Annotated in this window: 14 protein-coding genes and 2 pseudogenes; 4 read left to right on the top strand and 12 right to left on the bottom strand. The window is 70.8% G+C overall.

What is annotated here, in order from left to right; genetic code table 11:
• Positions 1-2: 2 nt before the first annotated feature.
• Positions 3-2,096, bottom strand: a complete 2,094-nt coding sequence (locus PBV52_RS37800) for a glycosyltransferase family 39 protein (protein WP_274244867.1) — start codon at positions 2,094-2,096, stop codon at positions 3-5.
• A gap of 190 nt (positions 2,097-2,286) precedes the next feature.
• Here PBV52_RS37800 and PBV52_RS37805 point away from each other — a divergent pair, with 190 nt between their 5' ends.
• The 3 genes from PBV52_RS37805 to PBV52_RS37815 are packed head-to-tail and all read left to right on the top strand — an operon-like array spanning position 2,287 to position 4,810.
• Complete coding sequence (locus PBV52_RS37805; protein WP_274244869.1) at positions 2,287-3,462, top strand: ABC transporter ATP-binding protein; 1,176 nt, start codon at positions 2,287-2,289, stop codon at positions 3,460-3,462.
• Entirely contained in the window at positions 3,459-4,145 is a 687-nt protein-coding gene (locus PBV52_RS37810) for an ABC transporter permease (RefSeq protein ID WP_274244871.1), read from the top strand. The genes PBV52_RS37805 and PBV52_RS37810 overlap by 4 nt, the downstream gene beginning before the upstream one ends.
• A complete protein-coding gene (locus PBV52_RS37815; protein WP_274244873.1) occupies positions 4,142-4,810 on the top strand; it encodes an ABC transporter permease in 669 nt (222 codons plus the stop codon). The genes PBV52_RS37810 and PBV52_RS37815 overlap by 4 nt, the downstream gene beginning before the upstream one ends.
• A gap of 69 nt (positions 4,811-4,879) precedes the next feature.
• Here PBV52_RS37815 and PBV52_RS37820 read toward each other — a convergent pair whose 3' ends face one another.
• The 5 genes and pseudogenes from PBV52_RS37820 to PBV52_RS37840 form a co-directional block, all read right to left on the bottom strand.
• Positions 4,880-5,296 (bottom strand): RidA family protein, encoded by a 417-nt coding sequence (locus tag PBV52_RS37820; protein WP_274244875.1) that lies wholly within the window; start codon positions 5,294-5,296, stop codon positions 4,880-4,882.
• A gap of 46 nt (positions 5,297-5,342) precedes the next feature.
• The gene (locus PBV52_RS37825) at positions 5,343-5,972 is read right to left on the bottom strand and encodes an ATP/GTP-binding protein (protein ID WP_373921957.1); all 630 of its coding nucleotides are present in this window, start codon (positions 5,970-5,972) and stop codon (positions 5,343-5,345) included.
• Positions 5,959-6,400: pseudogene (locus tag PBV52_RS37830) on the bottom strand (DUF742 domain-containing protein). Before PBV52_RS37830 ends, PBV52_RS37825 begins: the two are co-directional and overlap by 14 nt.
• 60 nt (positions 6,401-6,460) lie before the next feature.
• On the bottom strand, positions 6,461-6,937 hold the full coding sequence (locus PBV52_RS37835) for a roadblock/LC7 domain-containing protein (RefSeq protein ID WP_274244879.1): 477 nt from the start codon (positions 6,935-6,937) through the stop codon (positions 6,461-6,463).
• The gene (locus tag PBV52_RS37840) at positions 6,934-9,645 is read right to left on the bottom strand and encodes an ATP-binding protein (RefSeq protein ID WP_274244881.1); all 2,712 of its coding nucleotides are present in this window, start codon (positions 9,643-9,645) and stop codon (positions 6,934-6,936) included. Before PBV52_RS37840 ends, PBV52_RS37835 begins: the two co-directional genes overlap by 4 nt.
• A 305-nt stretch (positions 9,646-9,950) precedes the next feature.
• On the opposite strand from PBV52_RS37840, the gene PBV52_RS37845 reads away from it, so the two are divergent.
• Positions 9,951-10,907: an ABC transporter substrate-binding protein gene (locus tag PBV52_RS37845; RefSeq protein ID WP_274244882.1), complete on the top strand. Its 957-nt coding sequence runs from the start codon at positions 9,951-9,953 to the stop codon at positions 10,905-10,907.
• An 88-nt stretch (positions 10,908-10,995) separates the two neighbouring features.
• Here the strand turns inward: PBV52_RS37845 and PBV52_RS37850 are convergent, their stop codons facing one another.
• The 6 genes and pseudogenes from PBV52_RS37850 to PBV52_RS37875 all read right to left on the bottom strand — a co-directional run bounded on the left by PBV52_RS37850 (position 10,996) and on the right by PBV52_RS37875 (position 17,172).
• Positions 10,996-12,375: a glycoside hydrolase family 43 protein gene (locus PBV52_RS37850; protein ID WP_274244884.1), complete on the bottom strand. Its 1,380-nt coding sequence runs from the start codon at positions 12,373-12,375 to the stop codon at positions 10,996-10,998.
• Between the two features lie 127 nt (positions 12,376-12,502).
• Positions 12,503-13,237: pseudogene (locus tag PBV52_RS37855) on the bottom strand (ROK family protein); the annotation flags it as partial.
• Positions 13,238-13,373: 136 nt separating this feature from the next.
• Positions 13,374-13,961 (bottom strand): ATP/GTP-binding protein, encoded by a 588-nt coding sequence (locus PBV52_RS37860; protein WP_274244886.1) that lies wholly within the window; start codon positions 13,959-13,961, stop codon positions 13,374-13,376.
• Positions 13,948-14,328: a DUF742 domain-containing protein gene (locus PBV52_RS37865; RefSeq protein ID WP_373921958.1), complete on the bottom strand. Its 381-nt coding sequence runs from the start codon at positions 14,326-14,328 to the stop codon at positions 13,948-13,950. The genes PBV52_RS37860 and PBV52_RS37865 overlap by 14 nt, the downstream gene beginning before the upstream one ends.
• Positions 14,309-14,728 (bottom strand): roadblock/LC7 domain-containing protein, encoded by a 420-nt coding sequence (locus PBV52_RS37870; RefSeq protein WP_274244890.1) that lies wholly within the window; start codon positions 14,726-14,728, stop codon positions 14,309-14,311. Before PBV52_RS37870 ends, PBV52_RS37865 begins: the two co-directional genes overlap by 20 nt.
• A gap of 11 nt (positions 14,729-14,739) precedes the next feature.
• Positions 14,740-17,172, bottom strand: a complete 2,433-nt coding sequence (locus PBV52_RS37875) for a nitrate- and nitrite sensing domain-containing protein (RefSeq protein WP_274244892.1) — start codon at positions 17,170-17,172, stop codon at positions 14,740-14,742.
• Between the last annotated feature and the right edge of the window lie 141 nt (positions 17,173-17,313).

Here is a 17,313-nt window from a genome sequence, read left to right on the forward strand (position 1 = left end):
TGTCAGGCGACGTCGGAGGCGTCCAGGCGGTACAGCCCGCTGTAGTCGCTGACCGCCGTGCCGTTCTTCTTGACCCAGGTCGAGATCTCGGAGTTCGAGGAGCCCTGCCCGCTGTCGCTGATCACGATGTAGTGCAACTCGCCCGCCTTCACCAGGCTCTTGAGCTTGGCGAGAGTCATCGCGTCGTCCGTGCCGGACCAGCCGCCCATGGAGATCACCGGCTCACCGGACTCCAGGATGATCGAGGAGGCGGTCTGGTCGGTGGCCACCGCGACCAGCCAGGCGGCGCCGTCCTGGTTCTTCTTCAGGTACGAGATCATCTCGGAGCTGACCTGGGTGCCGCCCATGCCTCCGGCGGTTCGGCCGGTCTGCGACTGGCCGGCGCCCTCGGTGTCGCCGGCGCTTCCGGTGCCGGCCGGTGGCTGCCCCATGGCCTGGCCGCTGGAGCTGCTGGACCCGCTCGGACGTTGGCCGCCACCCATACCGCCGCCACCGCCCATGCCACCACCGGTGTTCGGCCCGGCCGTCGGGTTGGTGCCGTTGCCGCTCGCGGTCGTCGCCGCCGACACCGAGTACGCGGCAGGACCGGCCAGCAGGGCCACGAGCGCCGCCAGCGACGCGAGCCCGATCAGCCGCCGCCGCTTGGCGAACCGCCCGACCAGCAGCCCGAGTACGGCCACCGCGCCCGCCACGCCGACCACGACCTCGGCGACCGTGTACAGCGTCCCGGAGCCGGAGACCCGCTGAAGCAGGACGACCGCCCACACCGCGCTCGCCGCCACCGCACCCGGCAGCACCCAGCCCCTCCCCCACTCTCGGCTTCGCTCGAGCGGGGGGACCCCCATCGCCGCCGAACCCTCGACGAACGCCCGGTACAGCATCACGGCACCGATACCGGCCAGGGCCGCGATCCCCGGCGCCATCGCGGTGACGTAGTACGGGTGGAAGGTGCCCTCGGCGAGGGCGAACGTCAGGTAGTGCAGCACGAACCAGCCGCCCCACAGCATGAGCGCCGCACGCTTGCCGTCGGTCCGGGGCGCCCGCCCGCGCAGCACGAGTCCGCCGACCAGGGCGATGAGGGCGAAGGGGATCAGCCAGGAGATCTGGCCGCCCATGATCTCGTTGACCATCCGGTACAGCCCGGCCTCACCGCCGAAGCTCGCCCCGTTGCCCTGCGAACCCACCGACGAACCAGCCCCGAAGATACGGCCGAAGCCGTTGTAGCCGATGACCAGGTCCCAGACCGTGTTGTCCGTCGAACCGCCGATGTAGGGGCGCGAGGACGCCGGGATCAGGTCGACGACCACCATCCACCAGGCGCTGGAGGCGACCAGGGCCACCGTGCCGACGGCCAGGTTGCGGATGCGCCGGCCGAGGCCGACCCGGGCGGCCCACAGGTAGACCAGGAAGAACGCGGGCAGGACGACGTACGCCTGCATCATCTTCGTGTTGAACGCGAAGCCGATCGCGACGCCCGACCACACCAGCGGCATCAGCCGCCCGGTACGCACGGCCTTCATCAGCGCGGCCGCGCCGAGCAGCATCAGGAAGACCAGGATCGGGTCGGGGTTGGTGTCGCGGTTGATGGCGACCGTGATCGGGGTGAGGGTCAGCGCGAGGGCGGCGATCGTGCCCGCCACCACGCCGAAGTCCCGCTTCACCATGCGGTACAGCAGGGCCACCGAGCCCGTGCCGACCGCCACCATCGGCAGCATCAACTGCCAGGTGCCGTAGCCGAGGACGCGGGCCGACAGGCCCATCACCCACAGCGCGAACGGCGGTTTGTCGACGGTGATGAAGCTGCCGGCGTCCAGCGCGCCGAAGAAGAACGCCTTCCAGCTCTTGGTGCCGCTGTAGACGGCCGCGTTGTAGAAGGTGTTGCCGGTGACGGAGGAGAGGTTCCAGGCGTACAGCGCCGTGGCCAGGACCAGGATCGCCCACAGGGCGGGGCGGGCCCAGCGCGGGTCCTCGGGGGCGCCGGTCAGCAGCCTGCGCGCACGGGCGGCGAGGCCGCCGCCGGCCGGCGGTTCGGCGCGGTGCCGGGGCTCGCCGTCCTGGACGGGCGCTGGGGGTGGGGGTGGGGCGAGGGTCGTCATGCCGCTGACGATCGAGGCCGCTTCTGGGGGATCGCTGAAGCCGTTCTGAGGGAAGGGTGAGAATCAGCGGACTCACAGGGTGCGCACAGAACAGTGCTGACCAGCGCCAAGGAACCGACCCGCGAAGGCCCGAAACACAAGAGGTCTAGACTCTGCCGGACGGCCTCACACCCGAAGGGTATTCGGCGTTTTGATACGGATAGATTCAGTCACCAAGCGATACCCGGACGGCACGGTGGCGGTCGACCGCCTCTCGCTGGAGATCCCCGACCGCTCGATCACCGTCCTCGTCGGACCGTCGGGCTGTGGGAAGACCACCACCCTGCGCATGATCAACCGGATGGTCGAGCCCAGCGAGGGCACCATCCTCCTCGACGGCAAGGACATCCAGCAGCAGCCGGTCAACACGCTGCGCCGGTCCATGGGTTACGTCATCCAGAACGCCGGTCTCTTCCAGCACCGCACGATCCTCGACAACATCGCCACCGTGCCCCGCATGCTCGGCTGGGGCAAGGAGAAGTCCCGGGCGCGGGCGCGGGAGCTGATGGAGCGGGTGGGGCTCGACGGGGCGCTCGCCAAGCGGTACCCGTACCAGCTCTCCGGGGGCCAGCAGCAGCGCGTCGGCGTGGCGCGGGCGCTCGCGGCGGATCCGCCGGTGCTGCTGATGGACGAGCCGTTCTCGGCCGTCGACCCGGTCGTGCGCAAGGGATTGCAGGACGAACTCCTGCGTATCCAGGGGGAGTTGGGCAAGACCATCGTCTTCGTCACCCACGACATCGACGAGGCCGTCAAGCTCGGCACGATGGTCGCCGTGATGCGTACCGGCGGCCATCTCGCCCAGTTCGCCCCGCCCGCCGAGCTGCTGTCCCACCCGGCCGACGCCTTCGTGGAGGACTTCCTCGGCGCCGACCGCGGCATCCGGCGGCTGTCCTTCTTCCCCTCGGCGGGCCTGGAGTTGCTGACCGCCCCGATCATCGCCGTCGACGCCACCGCCGAGCAGATCGCCGCCGCCGGGGCGGCCGAGCCCTCCTATCTCCTCGTCACCGACCCGGACGGCAAGCCCCTCGGCTGGAGCGAGCCGCAGGAGCTCACCGCCGGGGAGATCGAGGCCGACCGACTGCTGTCGTACGGCCGCCCGTTCGTGGCCGGCACCGACTCGCTGCGGGCCGCCCTCGACTGCGCGGTGCTCTCGCCGACCGGTTGGGCCGTCGCCGTGGACGGCGCGGGCCGGGTCGCCGGGGTCGTCTCGCAGCAGGTCATCGGCGAGGCCATCCGGGGTGCGCACGCGGAGGGCGGTGCGGACGTGGAGCGCGGCGCGGACGCGAAGCCCGGTGCGGACGGCAAGGTCCAGAAGGTCGCGCCATGAGCGAACTCTTCGACCTGCCCAGCGACCTGCAGAACAGCTACTTCGGACTGGTCGCCCTGCACTTGCGCGAGGCACTGGTCCCGGTGCTCGCCGGGCTGCTCGTGGCCCTGCCCGTCGCCCAGCTGTGCGTGCGGGTGCGCTGGCTGTACGCGCCCGTGCTGTGGGTGACGACCGTGCTGTACGCGATTCCCTCGCTCGCCTTCTTCGTCATCCTCATCGACTACACCGGTCTGAGCGAGCTCACGGTGATGATCCCGTTGGCCGTCTACAGCCTGGTGGTGCTGGTCCCGGCGATCGTGGACGGTGTGCGGTCGGTGCCCCAGGAGACACTGGCCGCCGCCACCGCCATGGGCTTCGGGCCCGTACGGCGCTATGTCCAGGTGCAGTTGCCGATCGCGGCGCCCGCGATCATCGCCGGACTGCGGGTGGCGTCCGTGTCGAGCATCTCGCTCGTCAGCGTCGGCATGCTGATCGGCAACGAGGGGGCCCTCGGCAACCTGCTCAACAGCGGCCTGATCTACAACCAGCCACGCCTGATCTGGCTCTCCGTGGTGGGAACGGCCGTCCTCGCCCTGCTCGTGGACGCCGCGCTGATCGGCCTCCGCGTGCTGCTGACACCCTGGATGCCGCGCGGCACCCGCAAGAACGCCCGCACGCTCGTCGTGAAGGAGGCCGCCCGGTGAACGTACTGAACTTCATCAACTCCTTCTTCAGCGACAACACCCACTGGCAGGGCTACGACGGCATCCCGGCGCGGGTCGGGGAGCACATCGAGTACACGCTGCTGGCCCTCGGCATCGCCGCCGCCGTCGGACTGCCGATCGGGCTGCTCACGGGCCACACCGGGCGCGGCGGCAACGCGCTCGCGCTCATCGCCACCTCCGCCCGGGCGCTGCCCAGCTTCGGCCTGATGGTGCTGATGTTCATCCTGCTGGGCCTGGGCATGGCCCCCGTCATGATCCCGCTGGTCGTGCTCGCCATCCCGCCCATCCTCGTCACCACCTACGAGGCGATGCGCTCCGTCGACCCCGCGCCGGTGGACGCCGCTCGCGGCATGGGCATGGCCGAGACCGCGGTCCTGTTCCGGGTCGAACTGCCCGTCGCCCTCCCGCTGATCCTCAGCGGCCTGCGCTCGGCGGCCATCCAGATCGTCTCGACGGCCACCATCGCCGCGTACGTCAGCTTCGGCGGTCTCGGCCGCTACATCATCGACGGCCTCTACCAGAGGAACTACGAGAAGGTGGTGGGCGGCGCCACCCTCGTCGCCGCCATGGCGCTGACTACGCTCGCGGTGTTCTGGGTACTGGGCCGGCTCGCGGTGTCGCCGGGGGTGCGCAGGCACAACTAGGGCCTGCCGTTTGGATCATGCCGACGTCGCGAGGCCGAACGACAGGCCGTAGGGCCTGTCTGACAATTCCTAGCGGGACGGGGACGGTCGTACGGCGACCGCGTCCACCTCGAACAGCATCCCGGGCAGTGCGAGCGAGGCGACGCCGCTCAGGGTCTGGGCGGGCAGGCGGTCGCCGAAGCGGGCGTGCAGCGCCTTGCCGAGTTCCTCCAGTTTGCCGGGGTCGTGGTCGACGATGAACGTGCCGAGACGGACCACGTGTTCATAGCCGAGGCCGACGCCTTCCAGTGCCGACCGCAGCCGGTCGAAGGCCAGGTCCACCTGGGCCGCGAAGTCACCGGGCACGGGTGCTCCGGTGGGGTCGGAGGCGTACTGGCCGCCGATGAAGACGAGTTCGCCGGGCGCCGACACGGCGTGGCTGTAGCCGAACGGCGTCGGGTCGTGCAGGGCGTGCGGGTTGGTGATGGTGCGCTCGTCGAGGCTCATGGCTGATGCCAACGCCCGTGCGCGCACGGGCATTCCGCGTCCGCCGTCAGCCCTCCGTGCGCGCCAGCGCCAGTTCCAGGACGACGAGGAGGGCGTCCCGCACCGAGCCGCGCTCGCGGGCGTCGAAGACGACGACCGGGACGCCGTCGGTGACGTCGAGCGCCCAGCGGACCTCGTCCAGGGTGTGCTCGACCTTGCCGTCGAAGGCGTTGACGGCGACCGCGAAGGGGATGGCCCTGTGCTCGAAGTAGTCGACGGCGGCGTAGCAGTCGTCGAGCCGGCGGGTGTCGACGATGACCAGCCCGCCGACCGCGCCCTCGACGATGTCGTCCCACATGAAGCCGAACCGCTCCTGGCCCGGTGTGCCGAACAGATACAGCTTCAGGGTGGGGTCGATGGTGATGCAGCCGAAGTCCATGGCCACGGTGGTCGTGGTCTTGCGCGGTGTGTGGCTGAGGTCGTCCACGCCCGCCGCGACCTCCGTGATGGCCGCCTCGGTGGTCAGCGGCTCGATCTCGGATATCGAGCCCACGGTGGTGGTCTTGCCCACGCCGAAGCCGCCCGCGATCACCATCTTGACCGGCAGCGGCGGTCGTACGGTGGCCGCCTGCGCGGCTGGCGCGCCTGGGGGTCCCCCCGGCCGGAGGCTGGGGGAGGCCGGTTCAGTCGTCGTCACGGAGTGACCCCTCGTGAGTCGGGGATGGCGCGCAGGCCGTCGATGACCCTGCGCAGTACGGATGCGTCGTGGACGATGCCGGAGTCGGGCACGTGCACCGTCAACTGCCCCGCGGCGCGCAGGTCCTCGGCGAGGACGCGCACCACGTTGAGGTGCAGCCGCAGCCGGGCCGCGATCTCCGCGATGGACTGCGGCAGCCGGCATACGGCGACGATGTCGTGCTGCTCGAAGGCCAGCCGGTCGAGCGCGTCGATCCCCTCGGTGGTGGCCACCACCTGGGTCTCGACGGGCATCGACCGGCCGTCGGCGTCGGCCGCCACCCGGCCGGCGGTGACCAGGAACGGCCGTACGGCGGGGGCGGGGCCGACCGGGGCCGGTCCGTCAGGGTCCGGTCCGTCAGGGTCCGGCGGTGGGATGCCGTCCGCCATGGGCTTGTCCGTCCTCCTCGACCGGGTGCCTTGTCCTTCCCGGCTCTCTTCCCGGCCCGGTCAGCGGGCCGACGCGGCGCCGACGCTGTTCTTCAGCTCCAGCACGAGCTGCGGGCTGAGGGCGGACCCGGCGCGGTTGGCGAACACGGTCATCTCGTAGGCGATGTTGCCCAGCTTGGCCTCCTTGTCGGTGACCACGCCGAGCACGGCGCCGCTGCCGATCGCGGAGACCAGGACGTGGCCGCCCTCCAGGTCGATGATGACCTTGTTGAGGCCGCCGAGGCCGTAGTTGCCGGAGGCACCGGCGGCCAGGCTGGTGATGCCGGAGACGATCGCGGCGAGCCGCTCGGAGTCGGCGTGCTCACGCAGTTCGGAGACGGCGATGAGCAGGCCGTCGGACGAGACGGCGATGGCGTCCACGACACCGGCCGTCTCCTTCGCGAAGCGATTCAGCAGCCAGGTGAAGTCGGCTGCGGCGGCCTGCAGTTCGGCCTGTGTGGTGCCTCCCGCCGGGGTGCCACCTGTCGACGTGCTCACTGCTCCGCTCCTTCCGGGGGGTCGTTCTGGTCTTGCGTAGGGGGGGTTGGGTGTGGGGCTGGGGCGGAGGGGTCTCCGGTGCCGGCGGTCCTGGCGGTGCCGGTGGTGTCGCCGCGTCGGCTGTCGCGGTGCGCGCGTTCCACAGCGGCCTCGAACTCGTCGAGCGCGGTCCGCACGGCCTCGGCGTCCACGGTACGCACGGCCTGCCGCAGCGCCGCCTGCGGGGCGGAGGCGGCGGTCGTACGCAGGGTCGCACCGCGGACGCGGCGACGCAGGGGGCGGGAGGCGGCGGCTTCACCGGAGGCTTCACCGGCGGCCGGGGGAGCCGCGGGCGTCGTGCCGGGCCGGGCCGTGGCGACGGACGGGTCCGGCTGGTCGGCCCGGGCGTGATCCGCGGGTGCCTCGTCCAGCTGGGACCCGGAGAGGGGTGCCGTGTTCCCGTCCGCCGGCAGGGCCGCCGACCGCGCCGTACCGCCCGGGGCGGCACCCCGCTGGGAGACCCGGCGGGGGAGAGGCCGCGGCCCATCGCCGTCCGCGCCGTCGCCCGCCGGTACGGCGTCTGCCTGTGCGGCGGCCGGCCGCCGGGGCCCGGAGGCAGGGGCCGACAGGGTGGCGGCGCCGGGCACCGGGCCGGTGGCCGCGGCCACATGGCCGGCACCGTCCATCTTCGGCCCGCCGGAGGAGGGCTGCGCGGTCGCCCCCGCCTCAGTACCGCCGGCGATCGCCGCCAGCGCCGCCGTGGCCATGGACCCCGTGGTGCTCCCCGTCACCAGCAGCGACGACGGCACCGTCACCTCGGCCGTCAGGCCGCCGCCCGGTGTGCGCGACAGGGTGACCGCGATCTCCCAGCGGCGGGCCAGCGTGCCGACCACGAACAGGCCCAGGACCTTGGTCGGTACGAGGTCCAGTCGCTCGCGGCGGATGAGGCGGGCGTTCTCCTCGTCGAGGCGTTCGGGGCTCATGCCCAGGCCGTGGTCGGTGACGACGATCACCGCGCTGTCGTGCTCGCCGTCCGCCACCGTCACCTCGACGGGGCGGCCCTCCGGCGAGAACGACACCGCGTTCTCCAGGAGTTCGGCCACCATCAGCGTCAGGTCGCCGATGACCTCCGGCTCCACCACGACCTCGGTCCGTGCGCGCAGTTCCACCCGCTGGTAGCCCTCGATCTGGCCGAGCGAGGCGCGTACGACGTTGGTGAGCGCGAGGGGCCCGGTGTCGAGGACCGCCTCGTGGATGCCGGCGAGCAGCATCAGACTGTCGGCGTTGCGGCGCAGCCGGACCGCGATGTGGTCGATGGAGTAGAGGCGCTCCAGGAGCGCGGGGTCCGTCTCGCCCCGCTCCACCGCGTCGATCAGAGACAGCTGACGTGTCGTCAGGTTGCTGACCCTGCGGCCCACGTTGCCGAACATCTCCGCCGTGTTGCGCCGGCTGAGCACCTGCCGCTCCAGCAGCGCGACCGCCGTGGTCTGCACCTGGTTGAACGCCTCGGCGAGTTCGCCGATCTCGTCGCGCGCCATGACCGGCAGCTCGTGCAGCCGCGGCGGACCGTCGTCCTCGGCGTCGTCGTCGGCCACCCGGGCCAGCTCGCGCTTGGCGACCCCGGCGACCTGCCGTGCCGCACCCGTGAGGGCCTGCACCGGGCGGACCACCGAGCGGCGCACGAGCATCGCGAGGACCAGCCAGAGGGCGAAGCCGAACAGGGCGAGCCCCAGCAGCAGGAGCGCGCGCAACGCCGCCGTCTCGGAGGCGCTGTCCGCCTGGTCGGCGATCTCGTCGATGAGCGAGGTGGTGATCGACAGCCGGGTCTTGGCCTGGTCACGGTAGGCGCCGTAGGAGTCGAGTGCCTCCGCGAGCGACGTGCGGACCTCGGCGGGCGACCCGGCCTGCACCGCGCCCGGGTCGATCTGCAGCTCGGCGTACTGCCGGCTGATGGTGGTCTGCGCTTGGGTGTACTTGATTCCGTCGAGCGTGCGGGCCTGAGCCTCGGTGGCGAACCGGGCGAAGCGTTCGGCCTGGTGGGTGTACTCGTCGTAGGCGCCGATCGCGCCGATGAACTCGATGAGCGCGTTGGAGTCACCCGTCGACGCGGAGAACACGCCGGTCTCGAAGGCGCTGTGCGCGGCGCCCGCGCGCAGGAGTGAGTCGAGCAGGTTGCCGGTGAAGGTGGTCGCGAGATCGGGGTTGCGGTCCAGCCCGAGGCCGTCGATCAGTCCCTGCGCGGCATGGGTGTACGCGGGGTCGATGTTGGCGGCGGGCAGATACCCCCGCTGGACGGTTTCGCGCAGGCTGCTCAGGCTCTCGACCGTCTTCAGGGCCTGCGCCTCGGTCTCCGGAAGCCGGTCCCCGAACGCGTCGCGTACGCGCTCGACCTGGGCGTTCACCATGGACTGCGCCGTGCGGTAGGCGGCGGGCGAGGGCGCACCGCCCTCGGCGGCCTCGTGCCGTACGGAGAGCAGGACGGCCTGCTGGTGCTCGGCGGCCAGCCGGTCGACCAGCGTCGCGACCTCGACGCTCTCCCGGACCAGCCGGGCGGCGTCCGCGGCGTTGCGCGACTGCGCGGTCTGGTCGGCGATGAGGTAGGCGAGGAGAGCCACGACCACGGTCAGGGGCACACCGACCAGAAGGTTGAGCTTGCGCCGGAACGGCCAGCGGTCGGCGAAGCCACGTATACGACGCGGACGGGGCACGCCCACTTCACGAGTGGCCACCCAGCCTCCTTCGTCGGCGTCACACGGCGCGCGAAGGTCGCACGTGACCGTTGTTGATCGAGTATGAAACGGCTTTCTGCGGGGACGGTACCGCCCCTGGATCTCCGTGACCGGAACTGTACGTCAAGAATCCGTTACGACCCCCTGCACCCCAACCGTCCCGCCTTCACATCAGCGCGCAACTGCCCGTTACCTTCCGATTTTTGAGGCCAATCGGTGACCTGGCCGCACTTGACTGACCGAGAACCCGCTGGATTGGATCAGTGGAAGAGCTCTCCCAACCCCCTGAATCCGGAACGGGAATCGTGACTTTCACCGCCTCACGCAGCAGGTCCCTCAGGAACCATCCCGGCGCGGCCGCCGTCGCGCTCGCCGCCACGGCGGCGCTGCTGGCGGGATGTTCCTCCTCCGACGACAAGTCCGACCCGCTCGCCGAGGACGGAGCGAGCGGCGACACCGTGGTCGTCGGCTCGAACAACTTCGCCGAGAGCATCCTGCTCGCCGACATCTACGGCGAGGCCCTGAAGGCGAAGGGCGTCAAGGTCACCTACAAGCCCAACATCGGCAGCCGCGAGACGACCTACGGCCTGCTGAAGAACGGCTCCGTCACGGTCCTGCCGGAGTACAACGGCTCGCTGCTCGCCTACCTCGATGCGAAGGCGGAGCAGAAGTCGGCCGACGCCGTGAACGCCGCGGTGAAGACCAAGCTGGACTCCACGCTGACGCTGCTGGAGTCCTCGCCGGCCGAGAACAAGGACTCCGTCAGCGTCAACGCCGAGACGGCGAAGAAGTACAAGCTGACCTCCGAGTCCAGCCTCGAGGACCTCAAGGACATCGCCCCGGACCTGGTGATCGGCGGTTCGCCCGAGTTCCAGACCCGGCAGCAGGGCCTGAAGGGCCTGGAGTCCGAGTACGGCCTGAAGTTCAAGTCCTTCAAGGCGCTGGACGCGGGCGGCCCGCTGACCCAGGCGGCGCTGACGAAGAACACCGTCCAGGCCGCGGACATCTTCACCACGGACCCGACCATCGCCAAGGAGGGCTTCGTCGTCCTGAAGGACCCGAAGAACCTCTTCGGCTTCGCCAACGTGACCCCGCTGGTCTACAAGAGCGGCGTCTCCAAGGAGGGCGTCGCCGCGCTCAACGCGGTCTCGGCCAAGCTGGACACCAAGATGCTCCTTGACCTGGACTCCCAGGTCCAGTTGGAGAACAAGGACCCGCTGGACGTGGCCAAGGCCTGGCTGAAGTCGGCCGGTCTGGCCTGACCCGGTCTGGCCTGACCTGGTCCGGCCTTACCATCGGCAGACTCTCGCGGGGTTGTGACGGGTTCTCGTCACAACCCCGCTGTGCTGCTCAGTAGCCGACGTAGAAGGTGGCGTCCTGACGCTCGGTGGTCGTGGAGACCGGGTCGATGCGCAGAGCGTAGTCCGCGTGCCGGATGTAGCGGGTCGGGTTGTTGTACGAGCGGAACGACGCCCAGGAGGAGTCGGCGAGGCCGGCCGTCCGGTAGAAGGTCGCGTCCCCGGCGAACGTCGACGTGCCGTCGTTCTCGTCGAGGCGCAGGGCGTAGTTGTAGTGCCGCAGATAGCGGGTCGGGTAGTTGACCGACTGCAAGGACACGGCGGAGGAGTCGGCGAGGCCCGGCACCAGCTTCCACTGGGAGTCGGGGAACGGGTCGAAGGGGTACGCGTCGATCCGGCCCGCGAAGCCGCTGTGCCGTACGTAACGCGCCGGGTAGTTGTACGACTTGAGCCGGTTCCAGGCGGGGGCGCCCCACTTGGCGATGAGGTTGTTGTACTCGGTCGAGGTGATCGGGTGGATGCCGCAGTGCTTGGAGTTGAGCGGCTGGGTGTAGAGCTTCTGATCGAGCGCCGTCCAGGTTCCGGAGGCCAGGTTGCTCGTCTGCCAGACGTAGAAGACACCGTTCGGCGTGTATGTGTCGCCCCAGAGGTACCACGTGTTGCTCGTCAGGGACTTGACCACCGTGGGGGCCTCGGTGCCCCCGTGGTTCACCGCCGTGCTGAACGGGGTGAAGCTGCCGGGGTTCAGGCTCGTCGAGCGGGCGCCGACCAGCGTGCCCGCGCGCTTGAAGTAGAGGTAGTTGACGCCGTTCACCCCGACGGTGAGGTTGCCGTCGATGACGTCGTAGCCGGGGTCGAAGAAGACCTGGGGGCTGGTCGTCGTACGGAAGTCGGTCGTGTAGCTGACCATGATGACGTTGTGGCCACTGCTGTTCACCGACGAGTAGAGGATGCCGTACTGGCCGCGTGAGGCGTCCCAGAACGCCTCCGGCGCCCAGCTGTGCGTGTTGGTCATGTTGTGCAGCTTCAGCAGTCGGTAGCCGGTGAAGGTGCGCAGGTCTGCGGAGTCCCAGACGTGGATGTAGACGCTGTTGCGGGTCCAGTCCGTGCCGCTCAGGTCGGTCGCGAGGACGACGAACGTGCCGTCCTGCTTGCGCAGCAGGAACGGGTCGCGCAGACCGCCGGCGCCGAGGGTGGGGGTGGCGACGGGGGCGTTCTGGTTGAGCGGCGTCCACCGCAGGCCGTCGGTGCTGACGGCCAGATGGAGGTTGTAGTCCGCCTCCAGCATGGTGTTGGACTCGGTGAAGTAGACCATCGCGTACGCCGAGTCGGCTGCGTGGGCGGTTCCCGCGCCGAGGGACAGGGCGCCGGTCGCGGCGAGCGGGACGGTCGCGGCCATGCCGAGGATGTGTCTGCGGGAGGGGTGGGCCATGTGCTCTCCAGGGGGGTGCGGGCCTTCTGGTCGAGATGCCGAACGGTCACAACTGCCGAAATATCGAACGCAGTTCGGTGAATCGACCAGAAGCTAGGAGAGTGTGCGGTCCGCGTCAATCACATGGTCATCCTTGGCGGATTCCCGCCACTCGGCCGGGCAGGAGCCCGAGTTCCGCCCGCGCACGTGCCGCCGCCCCGACCGCCACCACGTCGGTGCCGAGACCGGCGCGCCGGACGCGGACGGGGTGGCGGCTGACGGGTGGTTCGGCGGTCAGGGCGACGCGGATCGGAGGCTCCAGCAGCGCCCACACCGCCGATCACCACGGTGGTGACGTCCAGCAGGCCCACCGTGACGAGCAGCGCGCGGGCCACTCCGGTGCCTGCCTGCCGCCTCGTACACGGCGACCGCGTCCATGTCGTCCGCCCCCGCCGCCTCGGCGACGTCCCCGGCTGTGCACGGGTGGCCGGTGCGCTCGGCGTAACGTGCGGCGATCGCGCGGCCGCAGGCCAGGGTCTCCGCGTGCCCGCGCTCGCCGCAAGCACAGGCAAGGTCACCGAAGCCGGGGACGTGCCCGATCTCGCCCGCCGCCCCGTGCGGGCCGTCGTACAGCGCGCCGTCGAGCCACAGCGCCCCGCCCACCCCGTACCGAGCCTCACCCCAGCACATGCGGCTCACCCGCCACGGAACCGGCCGTCGCCTCGCCGCGCAGGAAGGCGTTGACGTCGCTGTCCAGGAATGCAGACACGCCCAGCGCCTTCTCCTCCACCACCGCCGTCACCGCGAGCCCGGCCCAGCCGCGGAACGAGTCGCTGGCTCCCAGCACCCGCCCGGCCCGCGCGTCCACCGCGCCCGCTTTGCCGCCCCGAGAGCTAGGGCCGGGTCATGATCTCCAGGTTGTGGCCGTCCGAGGCGCGCCGACCCTCAACCCCAGGAGCACGGCCAGGAACTGGCCCGACCGCTTCAGTGATCCCCGAGGGCTGAGGCCACGCCGTTTCTCAGCTCGCCTTGAGGGCATCGGCGATCAGCTGGTCGATCAGGGCGATCAGTACGTCCCGGCACGACTCGCGCTCCCGCGCGTCGCACAGCAGCACCCGCACATGGTCCGGGAGCGCGAGGGCGTCGCGGATGTCCTCGGCGGGGTAGGGATGTTCGCCGTGGAAGCCGTTGACGCCGACCACGAAGGGGATGCCCCGGCGCTCGAAGAAGTCGAGCGCCGCGAAGCTGGAGTCCGGCCGGCGGACGTCGACCAGGACCACGGCCCCCAGCGCGCCGATCGCCAGGTCGTTCCACATGAACCAGAAACGCTGCTGCCCGGGCGTACCGAACAGATACAGCACCAGCTCCTGGCTGATGGTGATCCGGCCGAAGTCCAGGGCCACGGTGGTCGCCCGCTTCGCCTCGATGCCGCTGAGGTCGTCGATGCCCAGACCTGCCGTGGTCAGGGGCTCCTCGGTGCACAGCGGGGTGATCTCGCTGACCGACCTGACCATGGTGGTCTTGCCGACACCGAAACCGCCGGCGATGAGGATCTTGACCGTGTCGGGCGGTGCGACCGATTCCACGGTGGTGTCAGAGCCGGCCAAGGCCGTCCCTCACTTTCTGCAGCAGGTCCAGGTCCGGGGCGCGGGGGGTGACGGGGTGCGGCGGATGAACGGTGATCAGGCCCGCCTCCAGCAGATCGCAGAGCATGATGGCGACCACGCTCACCGGGAGGTCGAGATGGGCCGCGAGCTCGGCGACGGCGAGCGGCCGGGCGCAGCGCCGCAGGATCCGTGCCTGCTCGGGCTGCGGACGGGGCGCCCGCTCCGGCGGCGGATCCACCGCCGTCACCGTCGTGATCAGCGTGAAGTCGGTGCGGCTGGGCCGCGTCCGACCGCCGGTCAGGGTGAAGGGTCGTACCAGCCGGCCCGCCGAATCGTCTGAGCCCACTTCACGCGCCAGGGCCGGCATGGGCCCGCGGTGCCGCCGACAGATGCTCGCCGATCTTCTTCACCAGCATGTTCATCTGGTACGCCACCACACCGACGTCCGCTCCCTGGTTGGTGAGCACGACCAGGTGAGCCCCGGGCCCGGCGGAGGTCAGGATCAGATAGCTGTTGGCCATCTCGATCAGCGCCTGGCGCACCGGCCCGCCTCTGAAGTCCATGCTGACGCCCTTGCTGAGGCTCATCAGCCCGGACGCGGTCGCCGCCAGCCGCTCGGCGTCGTCGCGCAGGAAGCCGGTGGACTTGCTGACCACCAGACCGTCCTCGGAGAGCACGACGGCGTGGTTGACGTCGGCGACCCGCTCCACGAGTCCGGTGAGCAACTGGTCGAGCTGGGTGTCCGTGGCGGGGTTGGGGCGTGTCATGGCGATGTCCTTCATGAACGGTCGGCGGGCGGAGTGGAGGACGTGGGGGAAGAGGCGGAACGGGCCGAGCCGACCGTGGGCGGCTCCGCTCGGGCACCGTCCTCACGCGCCCCCCGAGTGGCCGGGACCCGCTGGTCCTCGGCCTCGGGCGCGTTCGGGGCCTCATGGTCGCTTTCGTCGCGGGCCTGGAGCGTCCCCCGCTGGAAGCAGGCGAGCGAGGAGGCGGCTCGTTCCGCGGTGAAGTCGTCGGCGCACCCGTCCTCTTCGGCGGACGGGGCCTCCTCGCGCAGCTCGGCGGCCAGGCTGGTCTGCGGTACCCGGCGGGGGAGCGGGGTCAGGCCTCCCCCACTGTCGGCTCCGCTCGAGCGGGGGGACCCCCAGCGGCGTGCCGGGGGCGCGGGGTCCGGGGCGGGCGCGGTGTGGGCCGCGACGACCGTACGGGACTCCCGTACGGGCTCCTCCGGCTCGGCGGCCCCGGCGTGCTGCACCTCGTCCCGGTCCGGCGCGGGCACGTCCCGCACCACGATGTCGTGCGGGATCAGCACGATCGCCGTCGTGCCGCCGTACGGCGAGGAGCGCAGGGTGACGGCGATGCCGTGCCGGTGGGCGAGTTGGGAGATCACGAACATGCCGAGCCGCAGGTCGTCGGCGAGCGCCACCACGTCGAACTGCGGGGGGTCGGCCAACTGGGCGTTGAAGGAGTCGTAGTCCTCCTCGGACATGCCGAGCCCGCGGTCCTCGATCTCCACGGCCAGCCCCTTGGCCACCATCGCGGCCCGCACCCCGACCGGGGCCGGCGCGGGGGAGTACAGGGTGGCGTTCTCGATCAGCTCGGCCAGCAGATGGATCACGTCGGCCACCGCGGGCGGCGCGAGGTGCACCTCCTCCTCGGTGTGCACCTCCACCCGCTGGTACTCGGCGACCTCGCCGACGGCACTGCGCAGGATGTCGATCAGCGCGACCGGCTCGCTCCAGCTGCGGCCGGGCCGCTCGCCGCTGATGATGACGAGGTTCTCCTCGTAGCGGCGCAACTGGCTGGCGGTGGAGTCCAGTTCGTAAAGGCCCTTGAGGACCTCGGGGTCCTGGTGCGCGCGCTCCAGCGCGTCGAGCTTGGTGAGCTGCAGGTTGACCAGGTTCTGGCTCTGCCGGGCGATGCCCAGGATGATCTTCTGGAAGCCGCGCCGGGTGTCGGCGAGTTCGACGGCCGTGTGCACGGCGGTGCGCTGCGCGGTGTTGAACGCCTTGGCCACCTGGCCGAGTTCGTCATGGCCGTAGTCCAGCGGCGGGGTCGCCAGCTCCACGTCGACCTTCTCGCCCCGCTCCAGCCGGGCCACCACGTCCGGCAGCCGCTCCTGGGCGAGGCTCAGGGTGGCCTCGCGCAGCCCGCGCAGGCGCCGGGACAGCGAGCGGGTGATCCGCCAGGACATCCAGACGCACAGCAGCAGGGCGACCAGACCGCCCGCGCTCAGGGACGCGGCCTTGATCAGCAGGCCGCGCGCGTCGTCGGCGCTGCGCTGCAGCAGTCCGGTCGTCTGCTGCTGGATCAGGACCGCGTACTCGTCGGAGACCTTGATCAGCGCGGCCCGCCACTGCTTCTGCACGTCCGGAATCGCGATGTCCCCGTCGCCACGCGCCGCGGCCCGGGCCGCGAACACCCGGTCCTCGACGGACTCCAGGGTCCGCCAGTGCGCACTCCCGAGGATCCGCTCGGTGTCCGTCTTCGCGCTCCCGGTCAGCGCGGGGAGGATCTGGTCGTCGACGAGCCAGCGGCGGGTGTTCACCAGCTCCGCGAACTCGGTCCACGTCTTGTCGTCCATCTTCCCCGCCGGTCCGGCCAGGGTCAGCAGCGCGTCCTCCCGGGACACCAGCTCCGCCGCGTGCTCCAGCGAGACCAGCGGGCCGGCCTGCGAGGTGAGGTCGCCGTCGTCGACCTGGGAGAGCTCCTGGAAGGCGTGGATCTGGTCGTCGATGATCGACGTGTACTGATCCAGCGCCTGCACGGCCTTGATGTCCGTGGGGTTGTCCACCTGGCCCCGGTAGTACTCCAGGCTGCTCGCCGACGCGACGACCGAGTACAGCCGGTCCTTGACCCGGGGTGGCGCCTGCTGGATCTCGTCCGACTGGCCGAGGAGTTTCGCGACCGCCTTGTCGGTCGTGCGGCGCTGCTCGTCCAGGGCGCTGCGGGCCGCCTCCTGACGCGAGGCCAGCCAGACGGCCGAGTAGCTGCGCTCCCGCTGCAGCGCGAGGGTGGCCTCGGTGCCCATGGCGCCGGTCGACTTGCTCAGCCCGGTCTGCGCACGCAGCGTCAGGCCCTCCGAGAACATCTGGATCGTCGTCACGCTCCACACGGCGGCGAGCGTGACGCTGGGCACCAGTGCCAGGAGGATCAGGGAGAGACGTATGGAGCCGAGGCGGCGGCGCCGGGGACCTGTCCGTGGAGACATTGTCGTCCTAGGGCGATCAGCGGAGGAGGGGAAGGGGGACGAGCGCGAGGGGTGGACGCGTGTCCGATACGTCACAGGGGGTGCGCAGGATGTTATCCGTACAAGTGAGCGTACGCGTCACGCGTGCCCCAATCTTCGGCG

It is taken from the genome of Streptomyces sp. T12 (assembly GCF_028736035.1).
Classification (GTDB): domain Bacteria; phylum Actinomycetota; class Actinomycetes; order Streptomycetales; family Streptomycetaceae; genus Streptomyces.